The organism is Hydrogenobacter thermophilus TK-6 (assembly GCF_000010785.1).
GTDB classification, from domain to species: Bacteria; Aquificota; Aquificia; order Aquificales; family Aquificaceae; genus Hydrogenobacter; species Hydrogenobacter thermophilus.
The window spans coordinates 38,909-54,395 of record NC_013799.1; the positions used below are offsets into that span (position 1 = coordinate 38,909).

Sequence of the window (15,487 nt, forward strand, 5' to 3'; positions counted from 1 at the left end):
AATGAGAAAAGAGGATGTTGAAAAAGTCATAGACATTTTAAGGCGAGAGTTTCCCAGGTGGAATGCACCTGTGGTTAGTCTGATAGCACAAAAGACCGGAGACCCCTTCAGAGTGCTTGTCTGTGCTCTAATATCAACTAGAACAAAAGACGAAACTACAGCAATGGTTTGCAAGAGGCTGTTTGAAAGAATAAAAAATGTGGATGACCTTTATAACATAGACGAGGAAGAGCTCTCAAGACTTCTCTATCCTGTAGGTTTTTACAAAAACAAAGCTAAGTTCCTGAAAAGCATAGCGGAGGAAATAAAGAAGAACTATAGCTCACAAGTCCCTAATAAGTTGGAGGACCTGCTAAAACTAAAGGGTGTTGGAAGAAAGGTGGCAAATCTGGTGCTTTCTGAGGGCTACGGCATACCTGCCATATGTGTAGATACGCATGTTCACAGGATCACCAACAGGTGGTGCCTTATAAAGAGTAAGGATCCCGAAGAGACAGAGAGGAAGCTTACAGAGATCTTACCTGAAAAATATTGGATAGAGTTTAACAAACTTCTGGTGGCGTTTGGTCAAACACTGTGTAAGCCTGTAAAACCCTTGTGTGGTGTATGTCCCATAAGAGAATACTGCGAGTATGAGTTTAAGACTTTGTGAAGCATAAATTATTAAACTATGGCTGATATAAAAAAGAGGCTTCCTTGCAATGTCCCGGGAGATTTTTTTGTGGATGCCAGTTGTATAGACTGCGATATATGTACCGAGATAGCACCTGCCATATTTGGCAAAGGTAAAGATAGTGCCTGCGTCATAAAACAACCTAAAGCTAAGGAAGAAGAAGAAAAAGCTCTCATGGCTCTTCTTTCATGCCCTGTTGGAGCCATAGGTACAAGGAGCAAGGAAGGAGTGCGCGAAGTTATAAAAAAGTTCCCAGCAAAGATAGAAGATGGCGTATACAGATGTGGGCTATCCTCCAAAAAGTCCTACGGTGCCATGAGCTACTTTATTTTGCACCCTGACGGCAATTGGATGATAGATAGCCCAAGAGAAAACGCCCACCTTCTCAAAAACATAGCATCCTTAGGAGGATTAAAATACATATTTTTGACGCACGAGGACGATGTGGCGGATGCTGAGTTTTATGCAAAGGCTTTTAACGCACAGGTCATTATACACGAAAGGGACGCACACGCATATCCCAAGGCGGACATAAAAGTCAGCGGAGATGACCCCACCAACATGGGCGACTTTACCATAATACCAACACCCGGACACACAGCAGGTCATATGGTACTCCTTTACAAGAACTTTCTCTTTACTGGAGACCATCTGTGGTATTCTCCCGAAAGAAAAAGGCTGTGGGCTTCAGAAGAGTACTGCTGGTACTCGTGGAGCCATCAGTTAAAGTCCATAAAAAGGCTACTTGATTTTAGGTTTGAGTGGGTGCTTCCAGGTCACGGCAGAAGTATAAAGATGAGCCATAAGGAGATAAAAAGACAAATAAAAGAACTGCTTCTGATGTATAATTTCTGAGTTTCCGTATGGCAAAGAAGGTCTTGGCTGTTTTCACAGATTCGGAGCAAACAGCCAAAATGCTTTCAGAAATAGCAGAGCGCTATAGCCTTAAGTGTAAGGTTATAAGCAGCGTTGCTTTACTATCTGCGGATAACGAAGAGGATATCCTTGAGCTACTTTTAGATGCGGACCGGGAGATGGTGAAAGGTTTTAGGTACTTACTGCTCAGTTCAGAAAAACCCATAGAGGTTTCCACGGACTTTTTGTTAAGGGAAGTACCCCACACGCTAAATTTGGAAGAACTTCTTGATAAGCTTATATACGGCGTCATAGGAGATGTTTTTTACAATGTAAAGATTGCTTTCCACCCCATACTTGATCTCAAAAATGGTAAAGTTTTTGCTTGCGAAGCTCTCTGCAGACCACCCATAAAAATTACAGACCTCCTTGAGGTGGGGAGGTCCACTTCTACATACACGGAAGAATTTTGCAGAAGTAAAGCTATAAAAGAGGCAGGAGAAAAGCTTAATGGGGAAATAAAGCTCTTTATAAACTTCCATCCGAGATTTTTAACGGATCCCTTTAGAACTTTCGGGGATTTTATATCTATGGCAGTATCTTATAACTTCAAGCCATCAAGAATAGTGATTGAACTTACCGAACATGAAAAGCTAGAACTCAGTAGCGTGAGAGGTTTTATAAACTTTCTAAAAGAGGAAGGGGTAAAGGTTGCCCTTGACGATGTGGGAAGTGGATACTCTGGGCTTTTTTATCTTTCTGAGCTACAGCCAGATTATATAAAGATAGATATGGAGCTAATAAGGGATATACACAGGAATAACTTTAAGAAGGTGATAGTGGGACATCTTATTAAGATGGCACACTCAGAGGGTATTAAGGTGGTGTGTGAAGGTATAGAAAAGAAGGAAGAGCTTGATTGGGTAAAGTATGCTGGAGCGGATTACGGTCAGGGTTATCTCTTCACAAAACCTACAGATAAACCAGATATCGCAGCTGTAGAAGGGATGGCAAAGGAACTTTTGGCTCTTGACGCTTAATTTTAAAGGGGATAAAATTAAGCCGTTATGAGCATTGAAGTTAAAAGCTACGCGGAGGAAAAGGTAGAAAGGGTAAGAAGGGTTCTACGCGAGCTTGTAGCTTTAAAGACGGAGGTAAAAAATAGAGCTTTGCTTACTGCCGCAGAACTCATAAACGGCAAAAGGTCTTTTATTAAAGAGGAGAATGCAAAGGATGTAGAGTACGCAAAGAGCATTGGTTTATCCTCAGCAGTTATTGACAGGCTTGTCCTCAACGATAAGAGAATAGACGGCATAATAAAGGTGTTAAAGGATGTGGCTTCTCTGCCTGATCCCGTGGGTGAGATTACAAGAATGTGGACTCTTCCCAACGGCTTAAAGGTAGGAAGGATGAGAGTACCTTTGGGAGTGATATTTATAATCTATGAAGCAAGACCTAATGTAACGGTGGAAGCTGCATCTCTGTGTATGAAGTCATCCAATGCAGTTATTCTAAGAGGTGGAAAGGAGGCGATAAACTCCAACAGGGCGCTGGTAAGCATATTAAAAGAGGCGTCAAGGGAGGTAGGATTTCCAGAGGATGCTATTGAGTTTATAGACAGACCCGAAAGAGAGATAGTGTGGGAACTTTTGCAGATGGAGGGCAAAATAGATGTAGCCATACCAAGGGGAGGCGAGAGCCTCATAAGAGCTGTGGCTGAGAAGGCAAAGGTGCCAGTTATAAAGCACTACAAGGGCGTGTGCAACATATATGTGGACGAAGAGGCGGACCTGAGCAAAGCTTATCACATAGTTTATAATGCAAAAGTTCAAAGACCTTCTGTTTGCAATGCGGTGGAAAATCTCATAATACACAGAAGGATACTCAGGGACTTCTTCCCACGCATGGCTTACATTTTAGGCAAAGCAGGTGTGGAGCTAAGGTGCGATGAGGAGAGTCTTTCTTTGATAAAGTCAGACCCCAGGCTTTCTTTTGTAAAGGCTACTCCTGCAAGAGAGGAGGATTACTACGAGGAGTTTCTGGACCTTATCCTTGCGGTAAAGGTGGTGGGAAGCTTGGAGGAAGCCATAGAGTTTATAGAAAAGTACGGTTCAAAGCACTCGGATGCCATAATAACCGAAAACTACACTAAGGCTATGAAGTTTTTAAATGAGGTGGACTCGGCGGCGGTTTATGTGAATGCTTCCACCAGGTTCACCGACGGCAACGAGTTTGGCCTTGGTGCGGAGATGGGCATATCCACCGACAAAGTGCACGCAAGGGGTCCCATGGCTCTTGAGGAGCTTACCATTCAGAAGTTCATAATTTTTGGAAATGGGCAATTAAGGGACAATGTGGGCGTACCTGAAGAGATTATGAAAGAGCTATTGTAAAGTAAAGCCCTGCAAGAGATGGAAGCGTCAAGCAAATAGAGTAAGGTCTTCCATGGAAAGGTACATCTTCCGTGTGAACCGCTTCCGTATCTCCATGCCCAGAGCCACCGTACTCCAGCGCATCGCTGTTTATGATCTTCTTCCAAAAGCCCCTGTAGGGAACACCTATTCTGTAGTTGTATCTTGGCACAGGAGTGAAGTTAAAGACTGATAGAAAGATGTTTTTACCTGACCTGTCCTTCCTCAGAAAGCTTATCACACTTTGATCCGTGTCAGAAAAATCAATCCACTCAAAGCCTTCATGACTGAAATCAAGCTCATAAAGAGCTGGATTTTCTTTCACTACTCTGTTTAGGTCCCTTACCAACTTCTGCACTCCTCTGTGGGTGGAGTGCTCCAGCAAAAACCAATCCAGACCCCTATCGTGATTCCACTCATCCCACTGACCAAACTCTCCTCCCATAAAGAGAAGTTTTTTACCCGGATGCGCGTACATGTAAGTTAGTAAAAGCCTTAAATTGGCAAACTTCTGCCACCAGTCCTTTGGCATTTTGTTTATTAGCGACCCCTTACCATACACCACCTCATCATGAGAAAGAACCAGCACAAAGTTTTCTGAGAAGGCATACCACAGACTGAAGGCGAGCTTGTCCTGATGGTACTTTCTGTGTATGGGGTCCTTTGAAAAATAAAAGAGGGTGTCGTGCATCCAACCCATATTCCACTTCATACCAAAGCCAAGACCGCCCAGGTATGTGGGTTTTGTCACCATGGGCCAGGCTGTGGACTCCTCCGCTATGGTCTGAATGCCCGGAAAGTCCCTGTAGAGGCACTCGTTTAGTTTTCTTATAAACTCAATTGCCTCAAGGTTTTCCTTACCGCCATAGATGTTGGGCACCCACTCGCCGGGTTTTCTGGAGTAGTCCAGGTAGAGCATGGAGGCTACCGCATCCACCCTTATGCCGTCCGCGTGATAAATGCCGAGCCAAAAATGCGCTGAAGAGAGAAGGAAGGACCTAACCTCGGGCTTGGAGTAGTCAAATATGTAGCTGTTCCAGTCAGGATGGTATCTCTTCCTGAAGTCCTCATACTCGTAAAGGTGCGTGCCATCAAAGTATGCAAGCGCATGTCCATCCGTGGGAAAGTGAGAAGGCACCCAGTCCAGAATTACACCAATACCTTCTTGATGTAATCTATCTATGAGATACATAAAGTCCTGCGGTGTTCCGTATCTGGAGGTGGGAGCAAAGTAGCCAGTAATCTGATACCCCCACGAGCCATAAAAGGGATGCTCCATGACAGGCAGAAACTCCACATGGGTAAAGCCCATCTCCTTGATGTATTCCACCAGCTCCTCGGCCAGCTCTCTGTAGCTCAAAGACTCCCACCCTTTCTTTTTCCACGAGCCAAGGTGCACCTCGTAAATCAACCAAGGTGAATCCAGAGCGTTCTTTTTGTGCCTTTCTTTCATCCACTCTTGGTCTTTCCACTGGTAGCTAAGGTCCCACACTATGCTGGCGGTTTTGGGAGAAACCTCAAAGAAAAAACCGAAAGGGTCCGCCTTTTCCGCTTCATAACCGCTCTTTGACACTATAAAGTACTTGTAGAGGTCCCCCACTCTTGCCTTTTCTACAAATCCTTCCCATATGCCAGAGCCATCTTCCCTGAGCTTTAGAGGGTTTGCCCCTCTGTCCCAGCTGTTGAAGCTTCCTACAACGGAAACATACCTGGCGTTAGGTGCCCAGACCGCAAAGTAAACACCTCCTTCTAATGGGTGAGCACCAAGCTTTTCGTAAAGCCTGCAGTGGCTACCTTCTTTAAAAAGATAAATGTCATAATCTGTGATCATAGATAAATTCATGTAAAAGAATATAAAATATACAGGCATTATGGAAGAGTTGCAAACAGAGAGGGAAGACAGGTTGGAAGCCATCATTGAGGACATCTACCGCTCTACGGGACACTTTGACATAGGGTGCTCTGAGCTGGGTTGCTTTTTGTGCGCCAAGGGTGGCAAAAAATCTGCGGAGTGCCAGAGACTCCAAGAAGCAGTTGTGCTTCTGCCCACAGAAAACCGTGTTATTAAGAAGCTCAATTCTGCATGCTTTCCCGAGATAAGCGTGAACGGTTTTAGCATAGGCTTTCTGGCTCCCGAGCAGGACTGCCCTTTTAACATGGACGGTTTTTGTGGTATTCACGGAAAGCACCCCATAGACTGCAGGAGCTTCCCGATAGTCCCCTCCGTAAACGAAAGGGGGGATCTTATCATCTCCATATCCTTAAAGTGTCCCACCGTTCCACCTTGGGACTTTGTCAAAACTTGGGTAGAAAACTGGAAGAAGCTCTGGGAGCTTTTGCCAAGGGAGTGGTTCAGGTTTTACTCTGAGGTGCCAACAAATCCCTTAAAACCCATTGCCATATTTAGACTTAAGGAGAAGCATCTTTGAGCATTTTAAGCCTTTCTTTTAACTGAGAGAGTACTAAAAGAGCCTGCAGGGGCGTTGTGTTGGCAATGTCAATGGATTCAATGTAATCTAAAAATTCCTGCCAGCTTTTCTCATTGGCAATTCTGACACTCTCTGCGTAAACTCTCTCAAGGAAGGGAAGCTGGAGCATGCTTTCGTACTCTGATAGGATCTCCTTGGCACGGTTTATAAGCTCTTGTGGAAGTCCTGCCATCTTTGCAACTTCTATGCCAAAGCTGCCTTCGGCGCTCCCCCTCTTTAGTCTATAGAGAAAATTGACCCTTTCTCCCTCCCTGGACACAGCCATATGGTAATTTCTTATGCCATTTATTTCCTCCTCCAGCTTGGTGATCTCAAGGTAGTGTGTGGCAAGGAGCGTTCTGGCTTTTACCCTCTTGGCTATGTATTCCACCAGCGCTTTTGTCAATGATATACCATCGTAAGTGGAAGTTCCCCTCCCCACTTCGTCAAGCACTATAAGGCTCCTCTCGTCTGCACTGTTTAATATACTTGCCACATCCAGCATCTCGTTCATGAAGGTGGAAACACCAAGAGCCAAGATATCACCCGACCCTATCCGTGCATGTATGGAAGAGACTGTGCCTATTTCTGCCTCCTGACAGGGTATGAAACTTCCCATGTGAGCAAGGAGTGTGAGCACCGCCACCTGTCTTATGTAGCTGGACTTTCCTGCCATGTTGGGACCTGTGATTATCATTATGTTTTCCCTCTCGTCTATGCTGGTATCGTTGGGAACATAGTCTTTGACAAAAGCCTCTATGAGGGGGTGCCTTCCCTCCTTTATCTTTATGACCTTCTCGTCTGTTATTTGGGGTTTTTTCCATCCTTTCTCAAGAGCCACATAAGCAAGGGACTGCAGATAATCTAAAAAACCCACCTTCTGCGCACTTCTTGCTATGGCTTCTACTTTTGAAAGGACTCTCTCCCTTAAACTTGCGAATATCTCATACTCCATGTCTTTTATCCTTGCCTGGGCGGACAAAATCTTTTCCTCAAGGCTGGAGAGCTCCTCTGTTATGAACCTTTCTGCGTTGCTGAGCGTCTGCCTCCTTTTAAAGTAAGAGGGCACATACTTCAAGTTGGGTTTTGTGACTTCTATGTAGTAACCCATCACTCTGTTGTATCCTATCTTAAGGCTCTGCACTCCTGTTTCCTTTCTTAGCTTCTCTTCGTACTCTCTGAGAAGACTTTCCGAGTTCTGACATATGTATCGCAGGCGGTCAAGCTCGTGGCTCACCCCGTCCTTTATGAGTCCTCCTTCTTTTACATGAAGCGGTGGGTCATCCACAAGGGTGTTGTCTATGTCCTGAGCAAGCTCCCTAAGGTCCTGCATATCTTCAAAAAGGCTTTTCAGAAGGCTTGAGGAAAACTCAGCACCCGAAAAACCCTCTTTGAGCCTGCTTGCTAAAAACAGAGCTTTCTTGAGAAGTACAAAGTCTCTGGGCGTTGCTACATTTCCGCTTATTCTGGATATTAGCCTTTCTATATCGGGCATGTCTTTAAGATACTCTCTTATCTCTTTCAAAGCTTGTCTTTTCTCTGTAAGCTCTTCCACTGCGGACTGCACCTGCAGGATCCTCTCTCTGCTTCTAAATGGGTGAAGGAGGTGAAATTTAAGCCTTCTTCTTCCCATTCCCGTGAGGGTTCTGTCTATGACGCTAAAAAGGGAAATATCTTCTCTTCCCTCGTAGCTCTCAAGGAGTTCAAGCCCACGCCTTGCTCTGTAGTCTATACGGACATACCCCTCATCCGAGTAGGGTTTTGGTTTTGACACAAAGGGTGTAAAGCCTCTCTGAGTACTTTTGAGATAAAGGTAAGCACATCCGCAAGGGATAAGCTCCTCCTGCGTCTCAAAGCCCAGAGACCTGTAACTGTGCAGGTTAAAATCTCTGATTAGCTCCTCAAGACCTCTTGAAAAGTACTCCTCGTCCAGCTCTGTTTTGTAGGTTCTTATGTACTTTTCCGGTTCTAAGTGTGTGCCTCTCTGAAGCAGAACTTCTCTGGGAGAGAACTTGCAGAGAAACTCGTAAACCTGCTCCTGAGAAAAACTGCCCGCTACAAACTCACCGGTTGATGGGTTCAGATACGCGCAGAAGTACCTCTTGCCCTTTACATAGACGCATGCCAAGCCAGAAAGGTCCTTTTCAAAGTAAGTCCCCGGTGTTATAACCCTTATGACTTCCCTCCTGACAAGACCTTTTGCCTGAGTTGCATCCTCCATCTGCTCGCATATGGCTACCTTGTAGCCCTTAGAGACAAGCTTTGTTATGTAATTGGTAGAAGAGTGGTAGGGGACTCCGCACATGGGTATTCTCTCTTTGCCCTTTCCGCTGGGTCTGGAAGTTAGCACCAGTCCTAGCTCTTTTGAACCTATGTGTGCATCCTCGTAAAAAAGCTCGTAAAAGTCTCCAAGGCGAAAAAAGAGAAGGCAGTCGGGATGTAGCCTTTTAAAGTGGTGGTACTGAGATAGCATGGGAGTAAGTTCGCCTTCACTTGGCGTATTCCACATGTCTTGTCTCCCTTATTACCACCACCTTTATCTGACCCGGATACTCCATCTCCTCCTCTATCTTTCTGGCTACCTCCTTGGAAAGGACATACGCCTCCTCGTCGCTTAGCTCTTCCGGATTGACTATTATTCTGACCTCTCTTCCTGCCTGCACTGCGTATGCGTTGGCAACACCTTTAAAGGACTTTACTATGTTTTCCAGCTTTTCAAGCCTTTTGAGGTAAGTCTCAAGGCTTTCCCTTCTTGCACCGGGTCTTGCAGCAGATAGAGCGTCCGCTGCGCACACGAGAGCAACCTCGGGGTATCTGACTGGCTCTTCGTTGTGGTGTGCCTTTATGGCATTCAGGACTGGGTCCGGCTCTCCGTACTTTTTGCAGAGCTCTATGCCTATGTCCGTGTGAGAGCCACCAAGCTCGTGGGATATGGACTTTCCAATATCGTGAAGGAGTCCTGCTCTTCTTGCCATTTTTGCATCAAGTCCCAGCTCTCCAGCCATAAGTCCAGCTATGTAAGCAACTTCCTTTGAGTGAAGCAAAACATTCTGCGAGTAGCTGGTCCTGAAGTAAAGCTTACCTATATAGTAGTAAAGACCTGGGTTTATATCGTAAAGCCCAAGTTCTGTGCAGGTTTCTTCCCCCATCTTCCTTATCTTTTCATCCATCTCCTTCTTGACCTGATTGACCACCTCCTCTATGCGTGCGGGATGTATCCTCCCGTCATCTATGAGTATCTGAAGAGCTTCTTTGGCTATCTCCCTTCTGAGGGGGTCAAAGGAGGATATAGTTACCACATCCGGTGTATCATCTATGATGAGGTCAACGCCAGTTAAAAGCTCAAAGGTTCTTATGTTTCTGCCTTCCCTTCCTATTATTCTGCCCTTGAACTCGTTGCTGGGCAGTTCTACCGTAGTTGTGGTGTAGTTTATGGCTATTTCCGGCGAAAGCCTCTGGATAGCTGTGGTTATTATCCTCTTTGCCTCAAACTCTGCCTTTTCCTTAGCCTCTTCCTCTATGCGTTTCATGACCCTTATGGCATCTATTCTGGCTTCCTCCTCCGCTCTTTTTAAAACTTCCGCCCTTGCTTCCTCCATGCTCATGGAAGCTATCCTCTGCAACTCAAGAATTTCTTTCTGCCTGAGGGATTCTACTTCCTTCTCCTTCTGCAAGATGCCGTTTAGCCTCTCTTCCAACTCTCTCTGGAGTCTCTCCAGCTGTCTTTCCGTTTCTCTTGTATCCTTTTCCCTTCTGTAGAGCTCTTCCTCTCTCCTTTCTAAAACTTCAAGCCTTCTCTCCAATTGATGTTCCTTCTGGATAAGACTCTGTTCCAGCTTCTGAAGCTCAGCCCTCTTTTCCGCTATAAAGTCTTCGGTTTCTCTCCTTCTCTTCTCCGCCTCTTCCTTTATCCTATGGGCTTCTTCCTTAGCTCTCAGAAGCAAACTTTCCGCCTCTTCCTTGGCAAGTTTTCTGTACCTTTCTGCCTCCTCCTTGGTTATGCCTATGAGCCTTTCTGTCTCTTCCTTGGCATCCTGCCTTATCTTTTCTGCTTGTGCTTGTGCTCTTTGCAGTATGTGCTTGGCCTCAAGCTCCACTTTCTCTAAGTCCACTTGTGGCACTCTTTGGCTTTCTTCTTTCCTAAGGAGTTTTGAGAGAAAAAAGCCTACTAAACCAGAAAATACAGAAGCTACCAATAAAACCATTAACAGCACTTCAATACTCATACTTTTTACCTCCTTTTAAGATGTAAGTTTCGGTGATGAGAAGATCCACCGGCTCATCCCAGCTATCAACGGGAATCTCTTCAAGCACCTGAAAGCTATAAGCTACTCCCACCTTTACTCCCTTCACCCTTTTAAGCAATCTGTCGTAAAAGCCCTTCCCAAAACCTATCCTGTATCCTTTTGTGTCAAAAACTATCCCCGGCACTAAGGCAAGGCCCACTTCTTCTGGCTCCACCTGAGTGCCATCCTCAGGCTCCAATATACAAAAAGACCCGGGCTTTAGCTGATTTGAATGTTCAACTTTGTAAATCCTCAGTCTGTCCCCATCTACTTTTGGAAGTAGAGCTTCCTTCCCCAAGGATATGGACTCCCATATAAGAGATGTAAGGTCTGGCTCGTTTTTTATGGGGCAGTAGAAGAGTATCTTTTTGGCACCTTTGAAGTCTGGCAAACTCTTTACTCCCCTCTTTATCCTCTCCGAATATAAAAACACCTCCTCCTCTCCCATTGCCTCTCTTCTATTTAAATATGCCCTTCTTAACTCGCTCTTTTTCAAAACCTTCATCTTCCGCCTCCTTTCTTAGGAGGGGAAGGCAAGAAACCCACCCGTGCGGTGGCAAGGAGGCTACGGTGGGCCCCTAAGCTTTAGGTGGGTGCTCTCCCGAAACGCCCTCAGGACAGTTCCGGAGACCGAGCTCCCAATTGGCTCACCTTGTGGACCCCAATTTAAACCTCTCTACCACCGGCAGGGCAGGCTCTATCTGAGCCTTGCTCCAAAACTATCCTCAAGGGAACTTATCAGCTTGTTTACCAAACCGTTTACTTCCCCATCGGACATACTGCCTTCAAAACTTCTAAATACCAACCTAAAACTCACGCTCTTCTTGCCTTCCCCAAGCTCTGAGCCTGTATAAATGCTAAACACCTTCACTTCCTCTAACTTCTCCTTAAGCAGGTTTTGTGTATGAGATATTAATTTATCCACAGCTACCCCTTTGTCCACCACCACCGAAAGGTCCCTTATGACTGGAGGATACTTAGAAAATGGTTTGTATAACTTAGTTTTTTGTTGGATGTGTAATAGTCTCAGCTCTCCAATAAAGACCTTTCCCTTTAGCTCCAAGGTATTTACTATCCTTGGACTTAGCTGTCCCACAAAGCCCACCTTCTCATTTTCCAAAACCAAGTCCGTTTGCACATAAGGATGTAGGAAGCCATAAGAAGATGACTGGCTTTCCATCTTTAAACCCAATATCCTCCCTACATCAATAAGCAGGGAGAGGGCATCGTAAGCGGTGTACACTTCTTGTGGATAGAGCCTGCGCACGCCAGTGAGCAAAATTCCCACCCGTTCCTCCTCTCCCTGGTGTGTATACACTCTTCCCACTTCAAAAAGTGCCATGTCATAGTTGTGCTGTCTCTGGTTGTAAAGACAGGTTCTTAGGAGAGAAGGTATAAGGGAGGTTCTCATGTAAGCCTGGTTTTTGACGAGGGGATTTGTGATGCTTATGGTAGGTTTTTCTATGTCTAAAAGCTCGTAAAGGCTGAGGTCTTCAAAGGAGAAAGAGATGATCTCTAAAAGTCCCCTGCTTTTGAGAAGCTCTCTTACTTTGTCAGTAATACTTTTGTGCTCAAAAGGTAAAGAAGGAAGGCTAAGCACCTCAGAGGGTAGGCTGTTGTATCCCTTTATTCTCAAAATCTCTTCTATTATGTCCACATCTCTCTGCATGTCGTAGCTTCTATGAGATGGTACATAAACTTCAACACCGCATCTCATGGGACTGTTGGGAATGCCCAGCTTTGTAAGAATTTCAGAGGCTTCCTCCCTGTTTAGCGTCTCTCCCGCGTACCTTCTGTACTTTTCCAGGCTCAGAAATATGGTCTTGGGCTGGTAAGGTGATGGATAAGCATCTCTCAGGGCAGTAAGAGTTCCCCCAGCCACCTCAAGTATCAGCTCTATAGCCAAATCCTGATACCTTTTTACACCTTCTATGTCCACATTCCTCTCAAATCTGTACGAGCTGTCCGTTTGTGTGCTGATTGCCTTGGAGGACCTTCTCACCCTGTAAGGCTCAAAGTAGGCAGATTCCAAAAGTATTCTCCTGCTGCTGTGGTTCACACCGCTTTCCTGACCTCCTACTACACCTGCTACCGCCAGGGGCTTTTCCTCATCCGCTATAACTAGGTTGTCCTCGGTAAGGGTTTTCTCCGCTCCTGTAAGGAGAGCTATCCTCTCTCCTTTTTTTGCGCTCCTTACCCTTATGCCCCCGCTAAGCTTGTCCGCATCAAAGGCATGAAGCGGCTGACCGTCTCTCAGCATTATGTAGTTAGTTATGTCCACCACATTGTTTATACTTCTTACACCACACTGCCAGAGCCTTCTCCTGAGCCAAAGAGGAGAGTCTTTTACAGACACCCCTTCTATTAGTGCTCCTCTATACCTTTTGCAGTCCCTGTCAATTATCTGTATGTCCAGCTCCCCAAATTCCTCAAAACTAACTTCCTTATCTTTCTTCAGATTTCTTCTGAATATGGCGCATACCTCCCTTGCCACACCCCTCACGCTCAGAAGGTCTCCCCTGTTGGGAGTTATCTCCAGCTCCAGCAGGTACTCACCAAAACCCAGAAGGTCATACGCGGATGTGCCGGGTTTTATCTCCTCCCATATCTTCAAAACACCCTCAGAGTGAGGTTCAAGCCCAAGTTCCTGAGCCGAAAGGAGCATCCCCTCCGAAACAACACCGTCAAACTCTCTCTTTGTTATGCAGAGCTCCCCTACCTTTGCACCGGGCAGCGCCAAAAACACTCCATCGCCCAACTTCAGAGACCTATCACCTGTTATGACTGTAGGATGGTATCCCCCACCCACATCCAGCCTGCACACCAGAAGGTTTTTCTTAGTAGGATGCTCTCTCATCTCCACAACTTTCCCAAAGACTACTCCATCCAGGTCAGCGTCAAACTTCTGCACACTAGTTTCAACGCTTTTAAGGGTCAGCTCACGGGCGATATCCTCCGGAGAGATGTCCTGCACATCCACAAGTTCAATAAGCCACGTATAGGGGACTTTCATATTATCATTATATCAGCACGATGCTTTTACACGCCATTGAGGTAAAGAATCTGGTCAAAGTTTACGATGGGAAGGTTCGCGCTCTTGACGGTGTGAGCCTAACGGTTCAAACTGGGCAGGCTTTTGCTCTTCTTGGTCCCAACGGTGCTGGCAAAACCACCCTCATGCGCATCCTTACAACCCAGATAAAACCTACGCACGGAGATGCATACATATACGGCTACAGCGTAGAGAGACAAAGCTCGCAGGTGAGGAAGCTCATAAGCTATGTGCCACAGGAGATGAGCGTATGGACGGATATAACCGTTTACGAAAACCTCCTCATATATGCAAAACTCTTCGGTCTTTCGGGGAAGGATAGAAACAGAGCCATAGAAAGAGCGCTGGAGGATATGGAACTAAGGGAGGTAAGGGATGACCTTGTGAACACCCTTTCGGGAGGTATGATAAGGAGGCTTGAAATAGCCTGTGCCATGCTCATAGAACCAAAGGTTATGTTCCTGGATGAACCCACCATTGGGCTTGACCCGGTTGCCAGAAAGAGGGTATGGGAAAAGCTCAAGCAGTTTAGGGATAACTCGGGCGTGACTATATTCTTTAACACCCATTACATGGATGAGGTGGACATGTACGCAGACCGTGTAGCCATCATAAATAAGGGGAGGATAGTGGTGAGCGGAACGTGTGAGGAACTAAAGCGTTCTGTAGCTGCAGAGGCTGTGCTGGTCCAGACGGAAAACCCTCATGCCAACTACAACCTGCTTAAGCATGTGCCTGCGGTTAGAGAAGTGCATACCGAAGGTGATGAGATAAAAATACTCGTTGATGATGCGGAAGCTTTCCTGCCCGTGCTATTGGACATTCTCAGAAAGGCTGGAGTACGCATAAGAAGGGTGTCGGTATCCAAGCCTACGCTTGACGATGTGTTTCTAAAGTATGCGGGTACAAAGTTTGAAAGTGCAGACAGGATAAGCGATGTGAGGCAAACAAGGAAGATGCTCAGCAGGATGTAGCCATGAATGCAATTAAGAGTATTCTTGTGATGATGGAGTTAGAGCTAAGAAGGCTCAAGCATGACAGAACGGAGATATACTTCAGAGCCATTCAGCCTATGCTCTGGCTTGTCATATACGGACCAGTTATGGGTAGCGTGAAAGCCATACCCACAAACGGTGTACCCTATACGGACTACATAACTCCGGGTGTTCTCATACAGTCCACCACTTTTGTGAGCATCTTTTACGGACTTATGATGGTCTGGGAGAGGGATGTGGGAATACTTAAAAGACTCCTCGTTACACCCGCACCGAGGTACTCGGTAGTTGTAGGCAGGTCTATGGCTTCCGGCTTGAGGTCCCTCCTTCAGGTCTTTATTATTCTGCCAGTCGCGTACATAATAGGTGTTAGATTCCTGCCAAACCCCCTTTACTTTGTACTTGCGCTGGGTGTTATATTCCTCTCATCAGGAGGTTTTGCCTCCGTATCTATACTGGTAGCCTCTTTTATGAAGACCAGAGAGAGATTTATGGGCATAGGGCAGGCTATCATAATGCCCCTGTTTTTTGCCAGCAACGCACTATACCCAGTTAACCTTATGCCTCCTATACTGAGGGAGCTATCCATAATAAACCCCCTCACTTATGCGGTGGATGCGGTAAGGGGGCTTCTCATCACAGGCGATATCTCAAAGCTTTACCTTGACTTAGGTGTATTAATTACCTTTGACATCCTGATGTTTACCCTCTCTTCCTTGAGCTTTAGGCGCATCATAGAGTAGATAT

At 45.8% G+C, this 15,487-nt stretch carries 12 protein-coding genes; 7 read left to right on the plus strand and 5 right to left on the minus strand.

All coding sequences use genetic code 11. From position 1 onward, the window contains the following. Position 1: 1 nt before the first annotated feature. Genes HTH_RS00180 through HTH_RS00195 form a run of 4 tightly spaced genes read left to right on the plus strand, consistent with a single transcriptional unit; the run spans position 2 to position 3,921 of the window. Entirely contained in the window at positions 2 to 652 is a 651-nt protein-coding gene (locus HTH_RS00180) for an endonuclease III domain-containing protein (protein WP_012962684.1), read from the plus strand. Between the two features lie 18 nt (positions 653 to 670). Continuing rightward, entirely contained in the window at positions 671 to 1,528 is an 858-nt protein-coding gene (locus HTH_RS00185) for an MBL fold metallo-hydrolase (protein ID WP_012962685.1), read from the plus strand. An 8-nt stretch (positions 1,529 to 1,536) separates the two neighbouring features. Continuing rightward, entirely contained in the window at positions 1,537 to 2,568 is a 1,032-nt protein-coding gene (locus HTH_RS00190; RefSeq protein ID WP_012962686.1) for an EAL domain-containing protein, read from the plus strand. A gap of 27 nt (positions 2,569 to 2,595) precedes the next feature. Then, positions 2,596 to 3,921 (plus strand): glutamate-5-semialdehyde dehydrogenase, encoded by a 1,326-nt coding sequence (locus tag HTH_RS00195; RefSeq protein ID WP_012962687.1) that lies wholly within the window; start codon positions 2,596 to 2,598, stop codon positions 3,919 to 3,921. Here the strand turns inward: HTH_RS00195 and glgB are convergent. Then, positions 3,902 to 5,809, minus strand: coding sequence for a 1,4-alpha-glucan branching protein GlgB (gene glgB, locus HTH_RS00200; protein WP_012962688.1), 1,908 nt, complete (start codon positions 5,807 to 5,809; stop codon positions 3,902 to 3,904). The two genes, HTH_RS00195 and glgB, sit on opposite strands and share 20 nt — an antisense overlap. Before the next feature lies 1 nt (position 5,810). Between glgB and HTH_RS00205 the strand changes: the two genes are divergently transcribed. Beyond that, a complete protein-coding gene (locus HTH_RS00205; RefSeq protein ID WP_012962689.1) occupies positions 5,811 to 6,368 on the plus strand; it encodes a hypothetical protein in 558 nt (185 codons plus the stop codon). Here the strand turns inward: HTH_RS00205 and mutS are convergent. The 4 genes from mutS to pheT all read right to left on the minus strand — a co-directional run bounded on the left by mutS (position 6,349) and on the right by pheT (position 13,706). Then, positions 6,349 to 8,916 carry a DNA mismatch repair protein MutS gene (mutS, locus tag HTH_RS00210; protein WP_012962690.1) on the minus strand — a complete coding sequence of 856 codons (2,568 nt, stop codon included), beginning with the start codon at positions 8,914 to 8,916 and terminating at the stop codon, positions 6,349 to 6,351. The two genes, HTH_RS00205 and mutS, sit on opposite strands and share 20 nt — an antisense overlap. Then, complete coding sequence (rny, locus tag HTH_RS00215) at positions 8,897 to 10,633, minus strand: ribonuclease Y (protein ID WP_012962691.1); 1,737 nt, start codon at positions 10,631 to 10,633, stop codon at positions 8,897 to 8,899. The genes mutS and rny overlap by 20 nt, the downstream gene beginning before the upstream one ends. Next, positions 10,623 to 11,198, minus strand: a complete 576-nt coding sequence (locus tag HTH_RS00220) for a 5-formyltetrahydrofolate cyclo-ligase (RefSeq protein WP_012962692.1) — start codon at positions 11,196 to 11,198, stop codon at positions 10,623 to 10,625. The genes rny and HTH_RS00220 overlap by 11 nt, the downstream gene beginning before the upstream one ends. A gap of 192 nt (positions 11,199 to 11,390) precedes the next feature. After that, on the minus strand, positions 11,391 to 13,706 hold the full coding sequence (pheT, locus tag HTH_RS00225) for a phenylalanine--tRNA ligase subunit beta (protein ID WP_012962693.1): 2,316 nt from the start codon (positions 13,704 to 13,706) through the stop codon (positions 11,391 to 11,393). Positions 13,707 to 13,726: 20 nt separating this feature from the next. On the opposite strand from pheT, the gene HTH_RS00230 reads away from it, so the two are divergent. Then, on the plus strand, positions 13,727 to 14,719 hold the full coding sequence (locus HTH_RS00230; RefSeq protein WP_012962694.1) for a daunorubicin resistance protein DrrA family ABC transporter ATP-binding protein: 993 nt from the start codon (positions 13,727 to 13,729) through the stop codon (positions 14,717 to 14,719). Positions 14,720 to 14,721: 2 nt separating this feature from the next. Then, positions 14,722 to 15,483, plus strand: coding sequence for an ABC transporter permease (locus HTH_RS00235; RefSeq protein ID WP_012962695.1), 762 nt, complete (start codon positions 14,722 to 14,724; stop codon positions 15,481 to 15,483). Positions 15,484 to 15,487 lie beyond the last annotated feature (4 nt).

Coding starts and splice junctions, on each gene's coding strand:
- HTH_RS00180 (WP_012962684.1), top strand. CDS start 2: ATGAGAAAAGAGGATGTTGAAAAAGTCATAGACATTTTAAGGCGAGAG.
- HTH_RS00185 (WP_012962685.1), top strand. CDS start 671: ATGGCTGATATAAAAAAGAGGCTTCCTTGCAATGTCCCGGGAGATTTT.
- HTH_RS00190 (WP_012962686.1), top strand. CDS start 1,537: ATGGCAAAGAAGGTCTTGGCTGTTTTCACAGATTCGGAGCAAACAGCC.
- HTH_RS00195 (WP_012962687.1), top strand. CDS start 2,596: ATGAGCATTGAAGTTAAAAGCTACGCGGAGGAAAAGGTAGAAAGGGTA.
- glgB (WP_012962688.1), bottom strand. CDS start 5,809: ATGCCTGTATATTTTATATTCTTTTACATGAATTTATCTATGATCACA.
- HTH_RS00205 (WP_012962689.1), top strand. CDS start 5,811: ATGGAAGAGTTGCAAACAGAGAGGGAAGACAGGTTGGAAGCCATCATT.
- mutS (WP_012962690.1), bottom strand. CDS start 8,916: ATGTGGAATACGCCAAGTGAAGGCGAACTTACTCCCATGCTATCTCAG.
- rny (WP_012962691.1), bottom strand. CDS start 10,633: ATGAGTATTGAAGTGCTGTTAATGGTTTTATTGGTAGCTTCTGTATTT.
- HTH_RS00220 (WP_012962692.1), bottom strand. CDS start 11,198: ATGAAGGTTTTGAAAAAGAGCGAGTTAAGAAGGGCATATTTAAATAGA.
- pheT (WP_012962693.1), bottom strand. CDS start 13,706: ATGAAAGTCCCCTATACGTGGCTTATTGAACTTGTGGATGTGCAGGAC.
- HTH_RS00230 (WP_012962694.1), top strand. CDS start 13,727: ATGCTTTTACACGCCATTGAGGTAAAGAATCTGGTCAAAGTTTACGAT.
- HTH_RS00235 (WP_012962695.1), top strand. CDS start 14,722: ATGAATGCAATTAAGAGTATTCTTGTGATGATGGAGTTAGAGCTAAGA.